We start from the raw sequence: 21,598 nt of genomic DNA, 5'->3' as shown, positions 1-21,598 counted from the left end.
GGCCGTTATACCGGGAGTCACGCAACCCGGCGGCCGCAGCGCGGCCGGCTCATCAGGATCGCGCATGTCCAACACACTCATGAACCTCGGCGTCAGCGGCCTGAATGCCGCGCTCTGGGGCCTCACGACGACCGGCCAGAACATCAGCAACTCGGCGACGCCGGGCTATTCGGTCGAACGCCCGGTCTATGCCGAGGCGAGCGGCCAGTACACGAGCAGCGGCTACATGCCGCAGGGCGTGAACACCGTCACCGTGCAGCGGCAGTACAGCCAGTACCTGAGCGACCAGCTGAACGGCGCGCAGACGCAGAGCGGCGCGCTGTCGACGTGGTATTCGCTCGTCACGCAGCTGAACAACTACGTCGGCAGCCCGACGTCGGGCATCTCGACCGCGATCACGAGCTACTTCACCGGGCTGCAGAACGTCGCGAACAGCGCGGCCGACTCGTCGGTGCGGCAGACCGCGATGAGCAATGCGCAGACGCTCGCGAACCAGATCACGGCGGCCGGCCAGCAGTACGACGCGCTGCGCCAGAGCGTGAATACGCAGCTGACGAGCACCGTCACGCAGATCAACGCGTACACCGCGCAGATCGCGCAGCTGAACCAGCAGATCGCATCCGCGAGCAGCCAGGGGCAGCCGCCTAACCAGCTGATGGACCAGCGCGACCTCGCGGTGTCGAACCTGTCGAACCTCGCCGGCGTGCAGGTCGTGCGCAACAGCGACGGCTACAGCGTGTTTCTGGCGGGCGGCACGCCGCTCGTCGTCTCGAACACCAGCTACCAGCTCGCGACCGTCGCGTCGCCGTCCGACCCGAGCGAGCTGACCGTCGTGTCGCAGGGCATCGCCGGCGCGAACCCGCAGGGGCCGAACCAGTTCCTGTCGGACGCGTCGCTGTCGGGCGGCACGCTCGGCGGCCTGCTCGCGTTCCGCAACCAGACGCTCGACCCGGCCGAAGCGCAGCTCGGCGCGATCGCGACCAGCTTCGCCGCGCAGGTCAACGCGCAGAACGCGCTCGGCATCGACCTGTCGGGCAACGTCGGCGGCAACCTGTTCACGACCGGTAGCCCGATCACGTACGCGAACCAGGGCAATACCGGCAACGCGGCACTGTCCGTGTCGTTCGCGAACGCGTCGCAGCCGACCACGAGCGACTACACGCTGTCGTTCGACGGCACGAACTACACGCTGACCGACAGCGCCAGCGGCGCGGTGGTCGGCCAGTCGACCTCGATGCCGGCCACGATCGGCGGGCTGAATTTCTCGTTCTCGTCCGGCACGATGAACGCCGGCGACAAGTTCACCGTGCAGCCGACGCGCGGCGCGCTGAACGGCTTCGGCCTCGCCACGTCGAACGGCTCGGCGATCGCGGCGGCGGCGCCGTTCGTGCCGTCGGCGACCACGACGAACACCGGCACCGGCACGATCGGCGGCCTGTCGGTCACGAGCGCGGCGGCCGCGGCCAACCCGCACAACTACACGATCACGATGACCGGCACCGCCGGCAATCTGCAGTACACGGTCACCGACAACTCCGCCAACCCGGTGACCACGAGCGCGCCGCAGAATTACCAGTCCGGCTCGCCGATCACGCTGGCGGCCGGCGTCACGGTCGCGGTGTCGGGCACGCCGGCAGCGGGCGACACGTTCAAGGTCGCGCCGAACACGGGCGGCACGAACGACGGCAGCAACGCGCTCGCGCTGTCGAAGCTCGTCAGCGCGAAATCGTTCGGCAACGGCACGACCACGCTGACGGGCGCGTATGCGAACTACGTGAACAACATCGGCAACACGACGAGCCAGCTGAAGTCGTCGAGCGCCGCGCAGACCTCGCTGATCGGCCAGATCACGCAAGCGCAGCAGTCGGTGTCGGGCGTGAACCAGAACGAGGAAGCGGCCAACCTGATGCAGTACCAGCAGCTCTACCAGGCGAACGCGAAGGTGATCCAGACCGCGTCGACGCTGTTCCAGACCGTGCTCGGCCTGTTCAACTGATTTCGGGGATCGAAGCGATGCGGATTTCCACTGCCCAGTTCTACCAGATGAATGTCGCCCAGATGAGCGACCAGCAGGCACAGCTCGCGCAGCTGTACCAGCAGATCTCGAGCGGCGTGAGCCTGTCGACCCCGGCCGACAACCCGCTCGGCGCCGCGCAGGCGGTGCAGCTGTCGATGACGTCGGCCACGCTGTCGCAGTATTCGTCGAACCAGAACACCGCGCTGTCTTCGCTGCAGGCGGAAGACCAGGCGCTCTTCAGCGTCAACAACCTGCTGAACAGCATTCATACGGTCGTGATCCAGGCCGGCGACGGCTCGCTGTCCGACAGCGACCGTTCGGCGCTGTCGACGCAACTGCAGGGCTATCGCAACCAGCTGCTGACGCTCGCGAACTCGACGGACGGCGCGGGCAACTACCTGTTCGCGGGTTTCCAGACGGCCACGGCGCCGTTCTCGAACGCGGCGGGCGGCGGTGTGGCCTACAGCGGCGACACGGGTTCGCGGCAGGTGCAGATCGCCGACACGCGCTCGATCTCGCAGGGCGACAACGGCGTGAGCGTGTTCCTGTCGGTGCCGATGCTCGGCAGCCAGCCGGTGCCGGTCGCCGGCGCGGGCAACACGGGCACGGGCACGATCGGCTCGGTGTCGATCACGAGCCCGTCGGCCGCGACCAACACGCACCAGTTCACGATCAACTTCGGCGGCACCGCGGCCGCGCCGACCTATACGGTGACCGACAATTCCCTTCCGCCGCCGAACAACGTGACCGCCGCACAGCCGTATTCGGCCGGCGCCGGGATCGCGCTCGGCAATGGCCTGTCGGTGCCCGTGTCGGGCAACCCGGCGCCCGGCGATTCGTTCACGGTCACGCCGGCGCCGCAGGCCGGCACCGACGTGTTCGCCGCGCTCGACTCGATGATCGCCGCGCTGAAGGTGCCGGTCAGCAGCAACACGACCGCCGCCGCCGCGCTCCAGAACGCGATGACCACCGGCACGACGAAGCTGAACAACATGATGACGAACGTCCTCACCGTGCAGGCGTCGGTCGGCGGCCGCGAGCAGGAAATCAAGGCGATGCAGACGGTGAACCAGACCAACACGCTGCAGGTCAGCAGCAACCTGGCCGACCTGACGAGCACCGACATGGTGTCGACGATCAGCCAGTTCCTGCAGATGCAGAACGCGCTGACGGGCTCGCAGAAGGCTTACGCGCAGTTGCAGAACCTGTCGCTGTTCCAGTACATCAATCCCTGATGCACGACGCGCCGGCCGCGACGTGAGCGCACGCTCGGCGTCGCGGCCGGCGTCGATCACCGCCCGCGCATGTCCCCGCGCGGGCAGGCGCTGCACCGGGTCGCGCCGTCGCGCCCATTCATCGGGCCCCTTTCATCCGGCCCCGTTTCACCCACGCGGCAAGCCGCGCTTCGGCCTTGCCGGCCCCGCTCGCCGGCCCGCGCATCGGCCCGCTCGCCAGTCCGCTTGCCAGCCCCATTTCCGCTCCGTAAACTCGCGCCAGATTCCAGACCGGCGCATCCTCCGCAGCCGGCGACCGACAGGAGCCCTTTTCCCCATGTCCGATTCCTACTTCCCGCGCTGGCGGGTGCAATCGACCGGCGCGGCCTCGCGCGTGGTCGGCCCCGACGAGCGCCTCGCGTGGCCGCAGATGGTTGCGATGGGCGTGCAGCACGTCGTCGCGATGTTCGGCTCGACCGTGCTCGCGCCGCTGCTGATGGGCTTCGACCCGAACCTGTGCATCTTCATGTCGGGGATCGGCACGCTGCTGTTCTTCGTGCTGGTCGGCGGCCGCGTGCCGAGCTACCTCGGCTCGAGCTTCGCGTTCATCGGCCTCGTGATCGCGGTGACCGGCTACGGCGGCAGCGGCCCGAACCCGAACATCCCGGTCGCACTCGGCGGGATCGTCGCGTGCGGCGTCGTGTACGTCGCGATCGGCGCGCTGGTGCAGGCGATCGGCACGAACTGGATCGAGACGCTGATGCCGCCCGTCGTGACCGGCGCGGTGGTCGCGGTGATCGGGCTGAACCTGGCGCCGATCGCGGTCAAGGGCGTGTCCGGGTCGACCTTCGAATCGGTGATGGCGCTCGTCACGGTGCTGTGCGTCGGCGGCGTCGCGGTGTTCTCGCGCGGGATGGTGCAGCGCCTGCTGATCCTGGTGGGGCTGGTGATCGCCTACGCGATCTACGCGGTCGCGACCAACGGGATGGGGCTCGGCAAGCCGATCGATTTCTCGATCGTCGAGCATGCGGCCTGGTTCGGGGTGCCGAGCTTCCGCGCGCCGGTGTTCGATCCGCACGCGATGCTGATGCTGGCGCCGATCGCGGTGATCCTGGTTGCGGAAAACCTCGGCCACATCAAGGCCGTCAGCGCGATGACGGGCGCGAACCTCGATCGCTACGTGGGCCGCGCGTTCATCGGCGACGGGCTCGCGACGATCGTGTCGGGCAGCGTCGGCGGCACGGGCGTGACGACCTACGCGGAGAACATCGGCGTGATGGCCGTCACGCGGATCTACTCGACGCTCGTGTTCGCGGTCGCCGCGCTGATCGCGATCGTGCTCGGCTTCTCGCCGAAGTTCGGTGCGGTGATCCAGACGATTCCGGGCCCCGTGCTCGGCGGCGTGTCGATCGTCGTGTTCGGGCTGATCGCGGTGACGGGCGCGCGGATCTGGGTCGTCAACAAGGTCGACTTCTCCGACAACCGCAACCTGATCGTCGCGGCCGTCACGCTGGTGCTCGGCGCCGGCGACTTCTCGCTGAAGATCGGCGGCTTCGGGCTCGGCGGGATCGGCACCGCGACGTTCGGCGCGATCATCCTTTACGCGATCCTGCGCAAGGAAAAGGAACCGGGCCCGGTGGTCTGAGCCTGCGGCGGGCGGTGTCGTGCCGCCCGCGTCATGGTCCGCGTCAAACGTCGACGCGCTACGCGCCGACGTTCGACTGCGTCTGCAGCCACGCGCAGAACTGCGCGACGAGCGGATCGTCGGCCGGCGCGCGCGGCGCGATCCACCAGTAGCTGCGCGTCGCGATGCGCGGCCCCTCCAGCGGCATCACGAGCCGGCCGCTCGCGAGCTCGTCGTCGATCAGCGGCAACGGGCCGAGCGCGACGCCGAGCCCGTCGACGGCCGCCTGCAGCGCCAGGTAGAAGTGGTCGAACGACTGCCGCTTGCGCCCCTTCATCGCCACGCCGGCCGCCGCGAACCAGTCGCGCCAGCCTTCCGGCCGCGTATCCGAATGCAGCAGCACATGGCGCGCGAGATCGTCCGCGCGCGCGATCGGCACGCGCTTGAGCAGCGCGGGGCTGCAGACGGGAATCACGCTTTCGTCGAGGAAGTGGCCGCTCGTGCAGTTCGGCCAGTGGCCGGGGCCGCGGCGGATCGCGACATCGAAGCCGTCGAGCGTGTCGAGCGGCGCATTCGACGTCGACAGCTTCAGCTCGACGTTCGGTACGTCGCGCTGGAACCGCGACAGGCGCGGCAGCAGCCATTTCATCGCGAAGGTCGGCAGCGCATTGATGCGCAGCACGCGTGCCGCGCCCGTGTTGCGCAGCTGCTCGGTCGCGAGCGCGATGCTGTCGAACGCCGCGCGCACGGTATCCAGGTAGCGGCGGCCTTCGTCGGTGAGCTTCACGCGCTTGCCGTAGCGGTGGAACACCGGCTTGCCGAGCCAGGCCTCGAACCCGGCAATCTGCCGGCTGATGGCACCGTGAGTCACATGCAGCTCGTCGCCGGCAGCGCTGAAGCTTTCATGTCGTGCCGCGGCTTCAAAGGCCCGAAGCGCGGAAAAGGGCGGGAGGTCGCGTGCCATGCTTGTGATTCTAGATCACAAAGTCGCGCCGATAAAATCGTTTTGCCGGCATGCCGAACGGCGGTAACCTCGGGTCACCGTTTGATAAGGAACCCCATGCAATCCGCTTCTCCGCCTGCCGCACCGCCGCCGGCCGCTTCCCCCCGCAGCATCGGCCTCGCCGAGCTGTTCACCGGTTTCCTGTCGCTTGGCCTCATGTCGTTCGGCGGCGCGCTGCCGTTCGCGCGGCGCACCATCGTGGAAGAGCGCAAGTGGCTTTCCGCCGACGAATTCACCGATCTGCTCGGGCTGTGCCAGTTCCTGCCGGGCGGCAACGTGATCAACCTGTCGGTGGCCGTCGGCATGCGCTTTCGCGGTGTCGCCGGCGCGTTCGCCGGCATTCTCGGGCTGATCGCGGGCCCGACGCTCGTCGTCGTCGCGCTCGGCGTGCTGTACGCGAAGACGCAGAACGATCCGCGCGTGCAGCACCTGTTCGCGGGGCTCGCCGCGGCGGCGGCCGGGCTGCTCGTCGCGATGGCCGTGAAGGTCTTGAAGCCGTTGCGGCACGCGCGTGCGGCGGCCGGCATCGCGGCGCTCGCGTTCGTCGCGATCGCGGTGCTGCGCATCCCGCTGCTGACCGCGATGCTCGTGCTGACGCCGCTCAGCATCTGGCTCGCGTCGCGGCGCCGCGACGCGGACACGCCGCAGCCCGCGCCGGCCGCGGCGCGCGACGCGCAGCCAGGGGGCCGGCCATGAACGACACGCTGATCGCCATCGCGACGATCTTCAGCCAGTTGTCGCTGCTCGCATTCGGCGGCGGCAACACGATCCTGCCGGAGATGCAGCGGCAGGTCGTCGACGTCCATCACTGGATGAGCGCGCACGAGTTCACCGCGCTGTTCGCGCTGGCCCAGGCGGCGCCCGGGCCGAACATGATGATCGTGTCGCTGGTCGGCTGGCATGTGGCCGGCTGGAGCGGGCTGCTGGTCGCGTCGCTCGCGAAGTTCGGGCCGTCGTCGATCGTCACCGTGCTCGCGCTGCATGCGTGGGAGCGCTTTCGCGACCGGCCGTGGCGCCGCTACGTGCAGCAGGGGATGATGCCCGTCACCGCCGGGCTCGTTGCGGCAAGCGCGGTGCTGATCTCCGAGGCGTCGAACCGCACGGCGATCCAGTGGGGCATCACGGCCGCGTGCGCGGTGCTCGCGTGGCGCACGCGCATCCATCCGCTGTGGCTGCTCGCGGGCGGCGCGCTGATCGGGCTCACGGGCATCGGGCAGTGACCCGCGCACACTGACCGCCCGTGCGCCATACTGGCGCGAATCTTCACGGGAGGCTCGATGGATCTCGACGGCGCCAGCCGCAATCTCACTGTCGCCGCGTTGCTGACGCTGTCCGGCGGCTATCTCGACGCGTACACGTATGTCGGCCATGGCCACGTGTTCGCGAACACGATGACCGGCAACGTCGCGCTGCTCGGCATCAACCTGTCGGCGGGCGACTGGGCCGCCGCGCTGCATCACGTGCCGCCGCTCGTCGGCTTCGTGATCGCGGTATTCGTCGCGCACCTGCTCGGCCTCGCCGCGCAGCGCGGCTGGATGAAGCACACGGCGTTCGCGTGCCTGCTCGTCGAGATCGCCTTTCTCGGCGTCGCCGCGAGCGGCCTCGTCGGCGCGTCGAGCGCGTGGCTGATTCCGGGCATTTCGTTCGTCGCGACGCTGCAGACGCTGTCGTTCACCCATCTCGAGGAACTGTCGTACACGTCGGTGATGACCACCGGCAACCTGCGGCGCGCCGCGCAGAAGCTGTTCGTCGGGCTGATCCCGCGCTACGACGCGGGCGCGCTGCACGACTCGGCGCTGCTCGCGACGATCAGCTTCTGCTTCCTGGCCGGCGCGGTGGCGGGCGGCCTCGTGACGCGGCTCGTGCCGGAAGGCGCGCTGTGGGGCGCCGTGCTGCTGCTCGTCGGCGCGTTCGCGGAAATCGTGCGGCGCGCATGGCGCCGGCACACGGCCGACGGCGGCCCGGCGGCGGCATAGCCGCGCATCCCGCGGGCGCACCGCCGCGTGCGCCCCGGGCCTGCGTCCGATCCGCGGCGCCTGCCGCGCGATCCTTACAGATCCGACATGCCGTAAGCCGCGCGAGCGATCGCTGCCGTGCGGTGCCCGACGCCCGCCGGGCAAGCCTCGCGCGCGCGGCGTTGTGCGCGGGCGACAGTTCCGCCGTTACCGCGCATTTCAATTTCTTTCAGCGATTGCACTCGTCATATGATTCAGCCCACATCGCGCGCGCCAGGAGCGTGAGCGATCGCCACCCGGCTGCGCACGCGGCCGGCCATGAACGGAGACACCTACAAAAAGGAAAGCTCGTGAAGCAGACCACCCGACTCGCAGCCATCGCAGGGGGCGCCGCGCTCGCATTTGCCAGCCAGTACGCGGCCGCACAAAGTTCCGTGACGCTCTGGGGCGTCGCCGACGCCAGCATCCGCTACCTGACCAACGCCAACGCCAAGAACGACGGCCTGCTGTCGATGACCAACGGCGCGATCACGAACAGCCGCTTCGGCATCTACGGCACGGAAGACCTCGGCGGCGGCCTGAAGGCCGTGTTCAACCTCGAGAGCGGCGTGAACCTGCAGAACGGCGCCTTCGCCGACAGCGGCCGCCTGTTCAACCGCGCAGCGTACGTCGGCCTGCAGAGCCCGTACGGCACGGTGACCCTCGGCCGCCAGAAGACGCCGCTGTTCGATCTGCTGTCGGACACCTACGATCCGCTGACGGTCGGCAACTACCTCGAAAACGCGTGGCTGCCGGTCGCACTCGGCGGCGGCCTGTATGCGGACAACCAGATCAAGTACACGGGCAAGTTCGACGGGCTGACCGCGAAGGCGATGTACTCGACCGGCACCAACTACGAATCGACCGGCGCCGGCGGCTTCTCGGGCCAGATCCCGGGTTCGCTCGGCAAGGGCAATGCGTGGGGCGTGTCGCTGTCGTACGTGATGGGTCCGCTCAGCATCGCGGCCGGCGCGCAGCAGAACAGCGACAACTCGGCGCGCAAGCAGACGATCTATCACGCGAACGTCGTGTATGCGTTCAGCAAGGCGAAGATCTACGCGGGCTACCTGCGCTCGAAGGACGACACGGGCTTCGTCGACAGCCTGCTCGCGCAGCAGACGATTCCGGTCGCGAAGGGCACCGGCCGGATCGATGACGGTCCGTTCGCGGGCGTGAGCTGGCAGGTCAGCGCGCCGCTGACGCTGACGGGCGCGTTCTACTACGACCACATGCGCAATGCGATGACCACGAACGGCACGCTCGCGAGCGGCAACCGCTACGCGGTCGTCGGCATCGCCGAGTACGCACTCAGCAAGCGCACGGAAGTCTACGGCACCGTCGACTTCAACAAGACGAACGGCGCGGCGAACGTCGAGCTGCCGGGCCGCAGCAACCAGACCGGCATCGCGATCGGCCTGCGCAATATCTTCTGACGAACGTCGGAACGCATGCGCCGGCAGTCGTCCGGCGGGTATCGAAGGGGCGCCGCCAGGCGCCTCTTTTTTTCGTCACGCGACCTTCATACGCGCGCACGACTATTCGGCGAATGCTTCATCACGAGACCCCCGCGCCGTAAGGGTTCCGTCGGCAATCCAGAACATACTTTTACAGTACGCGCGAAGCGTTTCCGCTACGCTGCGTGCATCGCCCGTTGCGTGCCGTCAGGCGCGCGCGTGCGTCGTTCCGGTTGCGCTCGTCGAGTGCGGCCGGCCTGGGGCGTAACTTGTGTATCCGGTGATGACAATCGCGGTCCGCCGGTTTTTTTCGTGGGACGATGCGCTCACGATTTTCTTGAAAGGGGATGACGATGGGTATCCTGAACACCGTGGGTGAAATCGCTGGCGCAGTCGCGGCTGTCGAAGGCGCGGAAAAGCTGGATCCGGATGCGGGCCTGCTGACCAAGGCGGCAGCCGCCGTCGCCGGCTTCAAGGGTGCGGAAGCGGTCGAAGGCATGCTCGAGAAGAAGGAAGAGCAGCCGCAGCAGGCAGACGACACGCAGGCGACGGACGGCAGCGACACGTCGCAGGCATGAGCATGGCGGCTGGTCCGGCCGTGGGCGCGCCCTTCGCGCGCCCGGGCGGATCGGTGCCGCGCGGCCGGCAGGTCGGGCATGCGGTCGATCGGTGACGCATGGCACACCCGGCAACCGGTTTGACCGGCGAGAGGCGACGTCTCTCGCCGTTTTTTATTGGGCACGCGTGGCGGCGCCGTGCGCCGCAGGAATTCCGGAATCTTGCTATCGTGCCTTCATCCGAACTGCGATGAGGGGATGCGATGGATTTCGATTACGACCTGTTCGTCATCGGCGCCGGCTCGGGCGGCGTGCGGCTTGCGCGCATGTCCGCGTCTTACGGCGCGCGCGTCGGCATAGCGGAACAAGAGCAGATCGGCGGCACCTGCGTGCTGCGCGGCTGCATTCCGAAGAAGCTGCTCGTCTACGCATCGCACTACCCGCATGAAGTCGAGGACGCGAAGGGCTTCGGCTGGACCTTCGGCGCCGGCGCGCTCGACTGGCCCGCGCTGATCGCCGCGAAGGATCGCGAGATCAACCGGCTCAGCGACATCTACATCAACCTGCTGCGGCAATCGGGCGTCGAGATGCACGCGGGGCGCGCGACGCTCGTCGATGCGCACACGGTCGCGATCGGCGAACGCACGATCCGCGCGCGCCACATCGCGATCGCGACCGGTTCGCGCCCGTCGCTGCCGGCGCGGCCCGGCATCGAGCATGCGATCACGTCGCGCGAGGCGCTGTCGCTTGCCGCGTTGCCCAAACGCATCGCGGTGGTCGGCGGCGGTTATATCGCGGTCGAGTTCGCGGGCATCTTCAACGGCTTCGGCAGCCACGTCGACCTGTTCTATCGCGGCGAGAAGATCCTGCGCGGCTTCGACGACGACGTGCGCCAGTTCCTGACCGACGAGATGACGAAGCAGGGCGTCACGATCCACGCGCGCGCGGTGGTCGAGTCGATCGAGCGCGCGGACGACGGCACGCTGAGCGTGCGCGTCGGCGCTGCGCGGCACGGGCCGTACGACGCAGTGCTCTATGCGACCGGCCGCGTGCCGAACGTCGGCGGGCTCGGGCTCGAACAGGCGGGGGTGGCGCTCGATGCGCGCGGCGCGATTGCTGTCGATGCGTATTCGGCGACGTCGGTGCCTTCGATCCATGCGATCGGCGACGTCACGTCGCGGCCGCAGCTCACGCCTGTCGCGACGCGCGACGGCGGGCTGCTCGCGCGCACGTTGTTCGGCGGGTCGCGCGTCGCGGCCGATCACGAATGGGTGCCGTCGGCGGTGTTCAGCCAGCCCGAGGTCGCGACGGTCGGCCTCACCGAGTCGACCGCGCGCGACCTGTACGATGGCGACGTCGACATCTACCGCACGTCGTTCAAGGCGCTGCGCCATACGCTGTCGGGCCGCGACGAGCGCACGCTGATGAAGCTCGTCGTCGCGCGCGACAGCCAGCGCGTGGTCGGCGCGCACATGGTCGGCCGCGACGCGGGCGAGATCATCCAGGGGATCGCGATCGCGATTCGCGCGGGCGCGACGAAGGCGCAGTTCGACGACACGATCGGCATTCACCCGACCGCGGCCGAGGAGTTCGTGACGATGCGGCAGAAGGTGGCCGGCTAGCAGGAGCGGACATGCGCGTCGAATGTGCGCCGGATTGCCGGATCGGGAATGCGCCGGCGAGCCATTTTCTGGCGCAATAAAGCCGGATTATTCTCGGCGATTGTTTTCAATGCATTGGCAATTCGGACGAGCGTCGCCGGCAATATGCGTTGATATTGGCGGGCCGGCGCGCGATGCGCCGTGGCAAAAGCGAGCAATCAAGATGCTCCGTTCCGATGTCGGAAAGGCATTGTCCGGCAAGGTCTCAGGGCGGAGTTGCAGGCGTTATTCATGTAAATGTAAGAAAATCGTCAATTATTATCAAGACACCTCGTCCCGATAACAAGGCTTGATATGATCGCGAAAAATCATATCCGGGGCCGGCCATGCGCGATCAACAGCGCAGTAACCAGAATCAAGACATAGCGCCCGTACGCGAATCAGTCGCGTATCGCGTCGCCCATCCGCTTTGTGCCGCAACACGTCCGTTGCACGCACCTGCCTGTCACCTGACACGATCGCCAGCCCGGCGATGAATGCGCGCGCGCGTCGCACCGATGCGCGCATCCCCGTTCGCACCGTAGCCGTTTCGACCGCCGGATCGTCCGCGAGCCGGCGCGCCCGCTCAGGGCCATCTTTTCATGCAAGGAGACCAGCAGTGAACATTCAGACACGACGCACCGTTCTCGTGGCGGCAGCGGTCGTCGCAGCGCTGTCCGGCTGCGCGACCGAATCGTCGCGCACGCTCGACGTGCCGCCCGTCAGCAGCGCGCAGAAGCCGTATGCGGGCAAGCCTGTCGCGATCGCCGTCGGCAAGTTCGACAACCGCTCGAGCTACATGCGCGGCATCTTCTCGGACGGCATCGACCGCCTGGGCGGGCAGGCGAAGACGATCCTCGTCACGCGCCTGCAGCAGAGCCGGCGCTTCAACGTGCTCGATCGCGAGAATCTCGACGAGATCAAGCAGGAAGCCGGCTTCATGAAGAAGGCGCAGGCCGTGAAGGGCGCGAACTACGTGGTGACGGGCGACGTGACCGAATTCGGCCGCAAGGACGTCGGCGATCACCAGCTGTTCGGCATTCTCGGCCGCGGCAAGACGCAGGTCGCGTACGCGAAGGTCAACCTGAACATCGTCGACACGACGACGTCGGAAGTCATCGCATCGAGCCAGGGCGCGGGCGAATTCAGCCTGTCGAACCGCGAAGTGATCGGTTTCGGCGGCACGGCCGGCTACGACTCGACGCTGAACGGCAAGGTACTGGACCTCGCGATCCAGGAAGCCGTGAATCACCTTGTCGACCAGGTCGACGCCGGTGCGCTGAAGGCGGCGCAGTGAGTGCCGCGTGCGCCGGGGCCGGCGCACGGGCCGATCGATTCACCACGACATCAAACGAGACAAGACCATGAAACGGGGTAACTGGCTGCCGGCGACGGCCGCTGCATTGCTGCTCGCCGGCTGCGCGAGCTCCACGCCGCCGCTGTATCAGTGGACGGGCTATCAGCCGCAGGTGTACGAGTACTTCAAGGGGCAGAAGTCGCCGCAGGAACAGATCGACGCGCTCGAAAAGGCGCTGCAGGACATCCGCGGCAAGGGCCATACGCCGCCGCCGGGTTTCCATGCGCATCTGGGGATGCTGTACGCGAGCGTCGGCAACGAGCAGCAGGCCGAGCAGGAATTGCAGGCCGAGAAGCAGCTGTTCCCGGAATCCGCGACCTACATGGATTTCCTGCTGAAGAAGAAAACCGGTGCGCCGAAGGCGGCGGATCCGAAGGCCGCCGCGCAGCAGGGCGCCGGCCAGACGATCGCCGGCCGGAAGAATGCCGATCCGACCTCCGCCAAACAGTGACGCGCCCGCCATGTTCAAGACCCTCTCATTCAAGCTGATGTCCGTGCTGTCGCTCGTCGCGCTGCTGAGCGCGTGCGCGCAGCCGGTGAAACGCCCAGACTACACGGCGTTCAAGAAGAGCCAGCCGCGCTCGATCCTCGTGCTGCCGCCGGTCAACGAAACGTCCGAGGTCGGCGCGACCTACGGGATGCTGTCGCAGATGACGTTGCCGCTCGCCGAATCCGGCTATTACGTCGTGCCGGTCGCGGTGATGGACGAGACCTTCAAGCAGAACGGCCTGACCAACGCGGCCGAGATCCAGGAGACGCCGCCCGCGAAACTGCGCGAAATCTTCGGCGCGGATGCCGCGCTGTACACGAAGGTTTCGCAGTACGGCACCGTATACCGGATCATCGCGAGCGCGACGGTCGTGTCCGCGTCGACCAAGCTCGTCGACCTGCGCACCGGCGACGTGCTGTGGCAAGGCCAGGCCAGCGCGGCCAGCGACGAGGGCGGCAACAACGGCGGCAGCCTGATCGGCATGCTCGTGATGGCCGCGGTCAAGCAGGTTGCGAACACGCTGATGGACCAGAGCCACGACGTAGCGGCGTTCACGAGCGGCCGGCTGCTGACGGCGGGGCCGCCGACCGGCCTGCTGTACGGCCCGCACTCGCCGAAGTACGGCACCGACTGACGCGCGTCGCGCGCGCCATCAACGCAAAACGGCTGCGTCGATGCGCAGCCGTTTTGCATGGATACGGCGCCGGGAAGCCGGCGCACGCGTGACGGTTCAATGCACGCCGAACGCGTCGAGCAGCCGGTACCAGCTCATCGCGAGCACGAGCGCCGGCGTGCGCAATGCCTCGCCGCCCGGGAAGTCGCGATGGCGGATCTTGTCGAACAGGTCGAAGCGGCTCGCCTGTCCATCGATCGCCTCGGCGATCAGCTTGCCTGCGAGCGCGGTCGTGTTCACGCCGTGCCCCGAGAATCCCTGCGCGAAATACATCGTCGGCGCGATGCGGCCGAAGTGCGGCGCGCGATTCATCGTGATGTCGACGAAGCCGCCCCATGCGTAGTCGATCTTCACGTCCGCGAGCTGCGGGAACGTCTTCAGCATGTCCGCGCGCATCGCCGCCGCGAGATCGCGCGGCTCCCGCGTCGAATAGCTGACCTTGCCGCCCCACACGAGCCGCGTGTCGGGCGCCGGCCGGAAATAGTCGAGCACGAAGCGGCTGTCGCAGATCGCCGCGCGTGCGGGCATCAGCGCGGCGGCGCGCGCGTCGCCGAGCGGCTCGGTCGCGATCACATACGTGCCGACCGGCATGATCTTCTTCGACAGCGCGGGCGCCAGCGTGCCGACGAAGGTATTGCAGGCGAGCACGACGAAGCGCGCGCGCACGTTGCCGCCGCTCGTCTCGACGACATGGCCGCCCGCGACGTCGCGCACGCGCGTCACGCAGCTGTCCTCGTGAATGCGCACGCCAGCATCGACCGCCGCGCGGGCGAGGCCGAGCGTGTAGTTGAGCGGATGGAGGTGGCCGCTGTCCGGGTCGTACAGGCCGCCGCAATAGCGCTCGGACTGTACGTAGTCGCCGAGTTCGTCGGCTTCGACGAAGTGGAAGCGGTCGTAGCCGAAGCGCTTCGCGGCTTCGTCGCGCCAGCGTTTCAGCGCGTCGGCATCGCGTTCGGTGTTCGCGGCGGTCAGGTAGCCGGGCACCAGCGCGCAGTCGATGTGGTGCTGTGCGATGCGCGACTTCACGAGCGACAGCGTTTCGAGCCCCATGTCCCAGATCCGCTTCACGTCGGCTTCCGGCATGAATTGCCCGAACGTGTCGATGTCGCATGCAAACCCGCCGATCAACTGGCCGCCGTTGCGGCCGCTCGCCGCCCATCCGACCCGCGACGCTTCGAGCACGGTCACCGAATGGCCGCGCTCGGCGAGGTTGAGCGCGGCGGACAGGCCCGTGAGGCCCGCGCCGATCACGCACACGTCGGCATCGGTCGTGCCGGCGAGCGGCGCATGGCGGGTCGTATCGTTGGCGGTCGCCGCGTAGTAGGACGCGACGTGCGGCTGGTTGGCGAATGTCTGCATGATCAGGAGAACGGAGAAAGTGGGCTCAGAACAGCTCGCGCACGCGGTGGTACAGCATCCCGAGTTCGAGCGCGGGTTGCCGCCATGCGTCGCCGCCGGGGAAGCGCCGGTGACGTATGCGCGCGAACAGGTCGAACGCGCGCGTGTCGCCCGCGATCGCGCCGGCGACCGCGCGTCCGGCGATGCCGGTGAGCGCGACGCCGTGGCCGCTGAAGCCCTGGACGTAGAAGACGTTCGGGTCGAGGGCGCCGAAATCCGGCGCGCGATTGCGTGTGACGTCGACGAAGCCGCCCCACGCGTGGTCGACGCGCACGTCGCCGAGCTGCGGAAACACGCCGACCATGCGCCGCCGGATCGTTTCGGCGAGCGTGGCGGGCGATGCACCGGCCGAATTCGCGCGGCCGCCGAACAGCATCCGGTGGTCGGCCGACAGCCGGAAATAGTCGAGGAAGAAGTTGTTGTCGCACACGGCTTCGCGCCGCGCGATCAGCGCATCGGCGCGCGCCTGGCCGAGCGGTTCGGTCGCGATGATGGTCGACGCGATCGGCGCGATGCGCGCGGCCGTCGCGGCCGGCAGCACACCGCCGGGGCCCGCGTTGCAGCACGACACGACGAAGCGGCACCGCACCTCGCCCGACGGCGTGCGCACGACGGGCCGCGCGCCGCGCACGATGTCGAGCGCGGGCGTATGCGCATACAGCGCGACGCCTTCGCGCCGGGCGGCGTCGGCGAGGCCGAGGCAGTACTTGAGCGGATGCAGGTGGCCCGACAGCGGATCGTAGACCCCTGCGAGATAGCGGGTCGACGCGATGCGCGTGCGGATCTCGCCGGTGTCGAGCCATGACAGCGACGGATGGCCCCAGCGCCGGGTTGCGGCGTCCATCCAGGCATGCAGGTCGTCGACGCGGCGCGGCTTCGTCGCGACCGTCAGGTAGCCGCGCGTGAAATCGCAGTCGATCCCGTAGCGCGCGATCCGCTCGGCGATCAGTGCGACACCGTCGAGCGACAGCGACCACGCGGCACGCGCGCCGTCGGCGCCGAGCTGCCGCTCGATCTCCTCGTCCTTCGCGAAGCCGGTGATCGCCTGGCCGCCGTTGCGGCCCGATGCGCCCCAGCCGGGCCGGTGCGCGTCGATCACTGCGACGGACAGCCCGCGAGCGCGGCAGTCGAGCGCGGTCGACAGGCCCGCGAAGCCGGCGCCGATCACGCAGACGTCGACGTCGATCGTGGCGTCGAGCCCGGGGTCGTCATCCACGGGCCGCACGGCCGTCGCTTCGTAGTACGAGTCGCGCGCGAGCGCGTCGGCGCGGCGGGTGAAAGACTGCGTCATGAAACCGACTCCCTCGTTGCAGCCGGCGGCGGTGCGTCGCGCACCGTCAGCCGGCCGGTAAAAACGGCGCGGGACGCCGTGCGCACGGCACGGCGTCCCGCGCGCGCTGCGTCAGAACGAATAGATGAACTGCGTCGCGAGCAGGTCGTTGGACTTGCCGTACGACCCGTCGTTGCGCAGGAACACCTTGTTGTTCGCCCAGTCGTGGCGGTATTCGACCTTCACGGTGATCTGCTGGGTCGGATAGAACAGCAGGTCGAGCGCAACGTCCTGACGGATCGCGCCCTTGCACTCGAAGCCGAGGCCACCGCCGGCCTTCGACGTCGCGAGGCAGTCCGAATCGATGCCGAAGCCGTTGTTCGGATCCATCCCGTTGCCGTTCAGCGCGATGCCGCCGCCGCCGCCGCCGTTCTTGCTGTTCACGAGCGCATCGTAGCGCAGCGTCACGCCCATGCGGCCGACCACCGGCGCGTTGAACTTGCGGTGCGCGAGCAGCGACAGGCCGTACCACTGCGCGAGCCCGCCGTTGTATGCCGCATGCTGCTGCTGGCCGTAGTCGAGTTCGGCGTTGTACTGGACGTCGGCGAGCGTATAGGTCGCATCGGCTTCCGCGAAGAAGAACGTGCCATAGCCGCTCGGTGCGTTGGCGCCCGGGCCGTAGTGCACGACGCCGTTCGAATCGATCGAGCTCGAGAGCGTCTGGCGGCCGATGTTGAACGATCCGCCGATGTCGAGCGCGCTCGACCACGTGTAGTCGGCTCGCGCGGTGAAGGTCGGCACCTTGTTGCTGGTCGTGATCGGATCGCCGAGCGCATTGGTGCCCGTCTGCGTGACCGAACCGTACGTACGGTACTGCTCGTTGCCGACGAAGAACTTCCACGCCCAGTTGCCCTTCGTGTAGTTCGCCCCGGCACCCACGTAGCTGCCCGGGTCGGAGAAGTCGTACAGCAGGTTGTGCGTGAGCGTGAGCATCTGGTTCGACTGCTGCACCTCGTAGCCGCCGAAGCTCGGGATCAGGCCGGCGACCAGCGTCGTTTCGGCGGTGATCGGCACGTTGACGACCGCGGTGTTCAGCAGGTTGTCGGTGATCGAGCCGCGCGAGTTCTGCAGCAGCGTGATGCCGTTGCCGCGGTTCGGCATCAGCGTGATTTCCGCCGACGGCGCCATCGGGCCGACGCCGAACGTCTTCTTGATGTCGAGGTACAGGTCGCCGAACGTGCTGTTGAAGTAGTTGTACGCGTTCTCGTGGTTCGCGAACAGGAACGACGACGTGCCGGCCGCGCGGTTGTAGATGTAGGTCGGGTCGATGTAGCCCGTCACCGACAGGCCGGCGAGCGGGCCCGTATTGGCCGCGTCCGTCAGCGAGTCGACCTTCAGCTGCTGGTTCGCGATCTGCTGCTTCATCTCGCCGACCTCGTCGTTGGTCAGCGTGGCCTGCGCCTTGCCGTAGTCCGGCGAGCTCGGATCGACGGCCACGGCGACCGGCGCCGCACCGGCGCCGGCCCCCGCCTTCGTGCCGGCCTGGAGGGGCGCGGTGCCGCCCTTCGCCGACAGCTGCGCCTGCATCGCCTTCATCTGTTTCTGCAACGCGGCGACCTGCGCCTGCAGCGCCTTGATCTCGGCGGATGTGGAACCGGCCAGCGCGATGCCCGGCAACGCGCCGGCCACCAGCAGGCAGATCAGTTTCTTCTTCATTGCGGATTCTCCTTGTCGTGGGCCTGTCAAATCGGAATCGAATCGCGCGCCCCCCCCTGGGGCAGCGCATCGTGCTTGTCTGCAGTGCTTGTTATCCTTGAAGCCGGAGGGGCGTCACGCCACCGCGAACGCCGCCTTCATGTCCGCCACGCGGCGGCGTTCGCGGGCGATCATCATCCGGTTCACGACGATCACGCCGATCGTCACCGCCGTGATGAACAGCGTCGCCAGTGCGTTCATCTCCGGGTTCAGCCCCAGCCGCACGCGCGAGAACACCACCAGCGGCAGCGTCGTCGAGCCCGGCCCCGACAGGAACGCCGACAGCACCAGGTCGTCGATCGACAGCGTGAACGACAGCAGCCACCCCGACAGCAGCGCCTGCGAGATCAGCGGCAGCGTCACCACGAAGAACACCTTCAGCGGCGTCGCCCCCAGGTCCAGCGCCGCCTCTTCCAGCGACTTGTTCATCTCCTTCACGCGCGACTGCACGATGATCGCCACGTACGACACGCACAGCATCACGTGACCGATCCAGATCGTCAGCATCCCGCGCCCCTTCGGCCAGCCGAACATCTGCTCCAGCGCCACGAACAGCAGCAGCAGCGAGATGCCCTGGATCACCTCCGGAATCACCAGCGGCGCGTTGATCATCCCCGTGTACAGCGTGAAGCCCCTGAAGCGGCCGAAGCGCGCGAGCACGAAGCCCGCCCACGTGCCGATCACGACCGACGCGGTCGCGGTCAGCAGGCCGATCTTCAGCGACAGCCACGCCGCGCTCAACAGCTCGTCGTCGTCCAGCAGCGCCGCGTACCACTTCAGCGAGAAGCCCGACCACACCGTCACCAGCTTCGACTCGTTGAACGAGTACACGACCAGGCTGATGATCGGGATGTACAGGAACAGGAAGCCGAAGGCGAGTACGCCCGTCGACAGCGGTTTGCTCGGCTTGATCATTTCGCGTCCTCCAGTTCCTTGACCTGGTAGTACTGGAACAGCGCCATCGGCACCAGCAGCAGCATCACCATCGCGACCGTCACCGCGGACGCCATCGGCCAGTCCATGTTGTTGAAGAATTCATCCCACATCACGCGGCCGATCATCAGCGTGTCGGCGCCGCCGAGCAGCTCTGGAATCACGTACTCGCCCACCGCCGGGATGAACACCAGCAGGCTGCCGGCGATGATCCCGTTCTTCGACAGCGGCAGCGTGATGCGCGTGAACGCGACCCACGGTTTCGCGCCGAGGTCGTACGCGGCTTCGAGCAGCGTGAGGTCCATCTTCACGAGGTGCGCGTACAGCGGCATCACCATGAACGGCAGGTACGAATAGACCATCCCGATGTAGACGCCCGCGTCGCTGTGATACAGCCGCAGCGGCGTGTGGATGATGCCGAGCGCGATCAGCGTGTGGTTCAGCAGGCCGTCATCCTTCAGGATGCCGATCCATGCGTACACGCGGATCAGGAACGACGTCCAGAACGGCAGCATCACGGCCATCATCAGCACGTTACGGCGGTTCGGTTCCGAGCGGGCGATGTAGTACGCCATCGGATAGCCGATCAGCAGGCACAGCACCGTCGACACGGCGGCCATCTTCAGCGAGCTGAGGTAGGTCGCGATGTACAGGTCGTCCTGCAGCAGGAACGCGTAGTGCGACAGCTGCAGCGCGAAGTGCACGACGCCGTCCTTGAACTCGACGAGCGATGTGTACGGCGGAATGCCCATCACCTGGTCGGCGAAGCTGATCTTCAGCACCAGCACGAACGGCAGCGCGAAGAAGATCGCGAGCCACATGAACGGCACGCCGATCGCGACGCTGCGGCCCGACGGCAACAAGCGCGACAGCGCGGCGAAGCGGCCCGGGCGCGCCCGGCCGGCGCCGGTGCTCGCGGCGCCGGACGACACCGGCGCGGACGGCGTGGAAGCGGAGGTTCTCATCATGTCGCCCTCATTGCGTCAGCACGACGCCGCTGGCCGGCGACCACGACACGAACACGTCGTCGTTCCACGCCGGCGCGCCGTCGTTCATCAGGTGCGAACTCGACAGGTTCGACACCACCGTCTTGCCGCTCGGCAGGCGCACGTGATACAGCGAGTAGCTGCCCATGTACGCGATGTCGGTCACGACGCCGCGCGCCCAGTTGTGTTTCGAACCCGGCTTTTCGCGCGACACGTGCACGCGCTCCGGGCGCACCGAGATGCCGACCGGCATCCCGAGCGGGCCCGTCACGCCGTGGCTCACGTACATGCGCGCCTCGAGGTCGTCGCTCTCGACGAAGATGTGGTCGGGTTCGTCCTCGACCACGCGCCCCTCGAACAGGTTGGTCGAGCCGATGAATTCGGCCGAGAAGCGGCTGTTCGGGTATTCGTAGACTTCGCCGGGCGAGCCGATCTGCACGATCTTGCCTTCGCTCATCACCGCGAGGCGGCTGGCCATCGTCATCGCTTCTTCCTGGTCGTGCGTGACCATCACGCAGGTCACGTCGACCTTCTCGATGATGTTGACCAACTCGAGCTGGGTCTTCTGGCGGATCTTCTTGTCGAGCGCGGACATCGGCTCGTCGAGCAGCAGCAGCTTCGGGCGCTTGACCAGCGAGCGGGCCAGCGCGACGCGCTGCTGCTGGCCGCCGGAGAGCTGGTGCGGCTTGCGCTTCGCGTACTTGCTCATCTGCACGAGCGCGAGTGCGTCGGCCACGCGTTCCTTGATCTCGTTTTTCGGCGTGCCTTCCTGCTTCAGGCCGAACGCGACGTTCGATTCGACCGTCATGTGCGGGAACAGCGCGTACGACTGGAACATCATGTTCACCGGGCGGCGGTACGGCGGCAGCGCGGCGAGATCCTCGCCGTCGACGAAGATCTTGCCGGAGGTGGCCGTCTCGAGCCCGGCGAGCATGCGCAGCAACGTCGACTTGCCGCAGCCCGAGCTGCCGAGCAGCGCGAACAGCTCGTTTTTCGCGATCGTCAGGTTCACGTTGTCGACGGCCGTGCTGTCGCCGAATTTCTTCACGACGTTCTCGATGCGCACGAAAGCATCGTTTTGCGTACGGGCCGCGGGGGCCGGTTGGGTCTGTCGTGCAGCAGCGGAAGAGGGTATCGATTGCATGGGATTCACCATTCGTTCTTCACGGATTGCAGGCGTGAGCGTCCCCGCGCGAGGCGCGCGATGCGACTCACGGACGACGGCTCGTGCCG

The 21,598-nt window shown here is 67.7% G+C and carries 20 protein-coding genes; 12 read left to right on the top strand and 8 right to left on the bottom strand.

Features of this window, described 5'->3' with window-relative positions; genetic code table 11:
- Window positions 1-64 precede the first annotated feature (64 nt).
- From flgK to ACPTTC_RS17375, 3 genes are all read left to right on the top strand, one after another.
- Window positions 65-1,996, top strand: a complete 1,932-nt coding sequence (flgK, locus tag ACPTTC_RS17385; protein WP_423393200.1) for a flagellar hook-associated protein FlgK — start codon at window positions 65-67, stop codon at window positions 1,994-1,996.
- A 17-nt stretch (window positions 1,997-2,013) separates the two neighbouring features.
- Window positions 2,014-3,252 carry a flagellar hook-associated protein FlgL gene (gene flgL / locus ACPTTC_RS17380; RefSeq protein ID WP_423393199.1) on the top strand — a complete coding sequence of 413 codons (1,239 nt, stop codon included), beginning with the start codon at window positions 2,014-2,016 and terminating at the stop codon, window positions 3,250-3,252.
- 316 nt (window positions 3,253-3,568) lie between these two features.
- Window positions 3,569-4,876, top strand: a complete 1,308-nt coding sequence (locus ACPTTC_RS17375) for a solute carrier family 23 protein (RefSeq protein ID WP_226198586.1) — start codon at window positions 3,569-3,571, stop codon at window positions 4,874-4,876.
- A gap of 58 nt (window positions 4,877-4,934) precedes the next feature.
- Here ACPTTC_RS17375 and ACPTTC_RS17370 read toward each other — a convergent pair whose 3' ends face one another.
- Complete coding sequence (locus ACPTTC_RS17370; RefSeq protein WP_089457063.1) at window positions 4,935-5,819, bottom strand: transcriptional regulator GcvA; 885 nt, start codon at window positions 5,817-5,819, stop codon at window positions 4,935-4,937.
- A gap of 96 nt (window positions 5,820-5,915) precedes the next feature.
- Between ACPTTC_RS17370 and ACPTTC_RS17365 the strand changes: the two genes are divergently transcribed.
- From ACPTTC_RS17365 to gor, 6 genes are all read left to right on the top strand, one after another.
- Window positions 5,916-6,554: a chromate transporter gene (locus ACPTTC_RS17365; protein WP_423393198.1), complete on the top strand. Its 639-nt coding sequence runs from the start codon at window positions 5,916-5,918 to the stop codon at window positions 6,552-6,554.
- Window positions 6,551-7,078 (top strand): chromate transporter, encoded by a 528-nt coding sequence (locus ACPTTC_RS17360; protein ID WP_043184629.1) that lies wholly within the window; start codon window positions 6,551-6,553, stop codon window positions 7,076-7,078. The genes ACPTTC_RS17365 and ACPTTC_RS17360 overlap by 4 nt, the downstream gene beginning before the upstream one ends.
- Before the next feature lie 57 nt (window positions 7,079-7,135).
- Window positions 7,136-7,834, top strand: a complete 699-nt coding sequence (locus ACPTTC_RS17355; protein ID WP_226198584.1) for a YoaK family protein — start codon at window positions 7,136-7,138, stop codon at window positions 7,832-7,834.
- A gap of 329 nt (window positions 7,835-8,163) precedes the next feature.
- Complete coding sequence (locus ACPTTC_RS17350; protein WP_107314348.1) at window positions 8,164-9,285, top strand: porin; 1,122 nt, start codon at window positions 8,164-8,166, stop codon at window positions 9,283-9,285.
- 374 nt (window positions 9,286-9,659) lie between these two features.
- Window positions 9,660-9,884, top strand: a complete 225-nt coding sequence (locus ACPTTC_RS17345; protein WP_175951326.1) for a hypothetical protein — start codon at window positions 9,660-9,662, stop codon at window positions 9,882-9,884.
- 242 nt (window positions 9,885-10,126) lie between these two features.
- Complete coding sequence (gene gor, locus ACPTTC_RS17340) at window positions 10,127-11,485, top strand: glutathione-disulfide reductase (protein WP_423393197.1); 1,359 nt, start codon at window positions 10,127-10,129, stop codon at window positions 11,483-11,485.
- Here gor and ACPTTC_RS17335 read toward each other — a convergent pair.
- A complete protein-coding gene (locus tag ACPTTC_RS17335; protein WP_423393196.1) occupies window positions 11,482-11,682 on the bottom strand; it encodes a hypothetical protein in 201 nt (66 codons plus the stop codon). The two genes, gor and ACPTTC_RS17335, sit on opposite strands and share 4 nt — an antisense overlap.
- 440 nt (window positions 11,683-12,122) lie before the next feature.
- Here ACPTTC_RS17335 and ACPTTC_RS17330 point away from each other — a divergent pair, with 440 nt between their 5' ends.
- The 3 genes from ACPTTC_RS17330 to ACPTTC_RS17320 all read left to right on the top strand — a co-directional run bounded on the left by ACPTTC_RS17330 (window position 12,123) and on the right by ACPTTC_RS17320 (window position 13,984).
- Entirely contained in the window at window positions 12,123-12,800 is a 678-nt protein-coding gene (locus tag ACPTTC_RS17330) for a CsgG/HfaB family protein (RefSeq protein ID WP_175951328.1), read from the top strand.
- Window positions 12,801-12,867: 67 nt separating this feature from the next.
- Window positions 12,868-13,311: a DUF4810 domain-containing protein gene (locus tag ACPTTC_RS17325; protein ID WP_423393195.1), complete on the top strand. Its 444-nt coding sequence runs from the start codon at window positions 12,868-12,870 to the stop codon at window positions 13,309-13,311.
- A gap of 10 nt (window positions 13,312-13,321) precedes the next feature.
- The gene (locus ACPTTC_RS17320) at window positions 13,322-13,984 is read left to right on the top strand and encodes a DUF799 domain-containing protein (RefSeq protein WP_175970987.1); all 663 of its coding nucleotides are present in this window, start codon (window positions 13,322-13,324) and stop codon (window positions 13,982-13,984) included.
- A gap of 96 nt (window positions 13,985-14,080) precedes the next feature.
- Here the strand turns inward: ACPTTC_RS17320 and ACPTTC_RS17315 are convergent, their stop codons facing one another.
- The 6 genes from ACPTTC_RS17315 to ACPTTC_RS17290 all read right to left on the bottom strand — a co-directional run bounded on the left by ACPTTC_RS17315 (window position 14,081) and on the right by ACPTTC_RS17290 (window position 21,509).
- On the bottom strand, window positions 14,081-15,382 hold the full coding sequence (locus tag ACPTTC_RS17315; protein ID WP_423393194.1) for an NAD(P)/FAD-dependent oxidoreductase: 1,302 nt from the start codon (window positions 15,380-15,382) through the stop codon (window positions 14,081-14,083).
- Between the two features lie 25 nt (window positions 15,383-15,407).
- Window positions 15,408-16,712, bottom strand: a complete 1,305-nt coding sequence (locus tag ACPTTC_RS17310) for an NAD(P)/FAD-dependent oxidoreductase (RefSeq protein ID WP_423393193.1) — start codon at window positions 16,710-16,712, stop codon at window positions 15,408-15,410.
- A gap of 111 nt (window positions 16,713-16,823) precedes the next feature.
- A complete protein-coding gene (locus ACPTTC_RS17305) occupies window positions 16,824-18,407 on the bottom strand; it encodes a DUF3138 family protein (RefSeq protein ID WP_423393192.1) in 1,584 nt (527 codons plus the stop codon).
- A gap of 114 nt (window positions 18,408-18,521) precedes the next feature.
- The gene (locus ACPTTC_RS17300; RefSeq protein ID WP_423393191.1) at window positions 18,522-19,361 is read right to left on the bottom strand and encodes an ABC transporter permease subunit; all 840 of its coding nucleotides are present in this window, start codon (window positions 19,359-19,361) and stop codon (window positions 18,522-18,524) included.
- Complete coding sequence (locus ACPTTC_RS17295; protein ID WP_423393374.1) at window positions 19,358-20,344, bottom strand: ABC transporter permease subunit; 987 nt, start codon at window positions 20,342-20,344, stop codon at window positions 19,358-19,360. Before ACPTTC_RS17295 ends, ACPTTC_RS17300 begins: the two co-directional genes overlap by 4 nt.
- A 10-nt stretch (window positions 20,345-20,354) precedes the next feature.
- On the bottom strand, window positions 20,355-21,509 hold the full coding sequence (locus tag ACPTTC_RS17290) for an ABC transporter ATP-binding protein (RefSeq protein WP_423393190.1): 1,155 nt from the start codon (window positions 21,507-21,509) through the stop codon (window positions 20,355-20,357).
- Window positions 21,510-21,598: the final 89 nt, after the last annotated feature.

The sequence above is a fragment of the Burkholderia mycopellens genome (genome assembly GCF_964265025.1).
Classification (GTDB): domain Bacteria; phylum Pseudomonadota; class Gammaproteobacteria; order Burkholderiales; family Burkholderiaceae; genus Burkholderia.
Note: the sequence above shows the minus strand (reverse complement) of the source record. Positions and strands in the feature narration are given on the sequence as shown.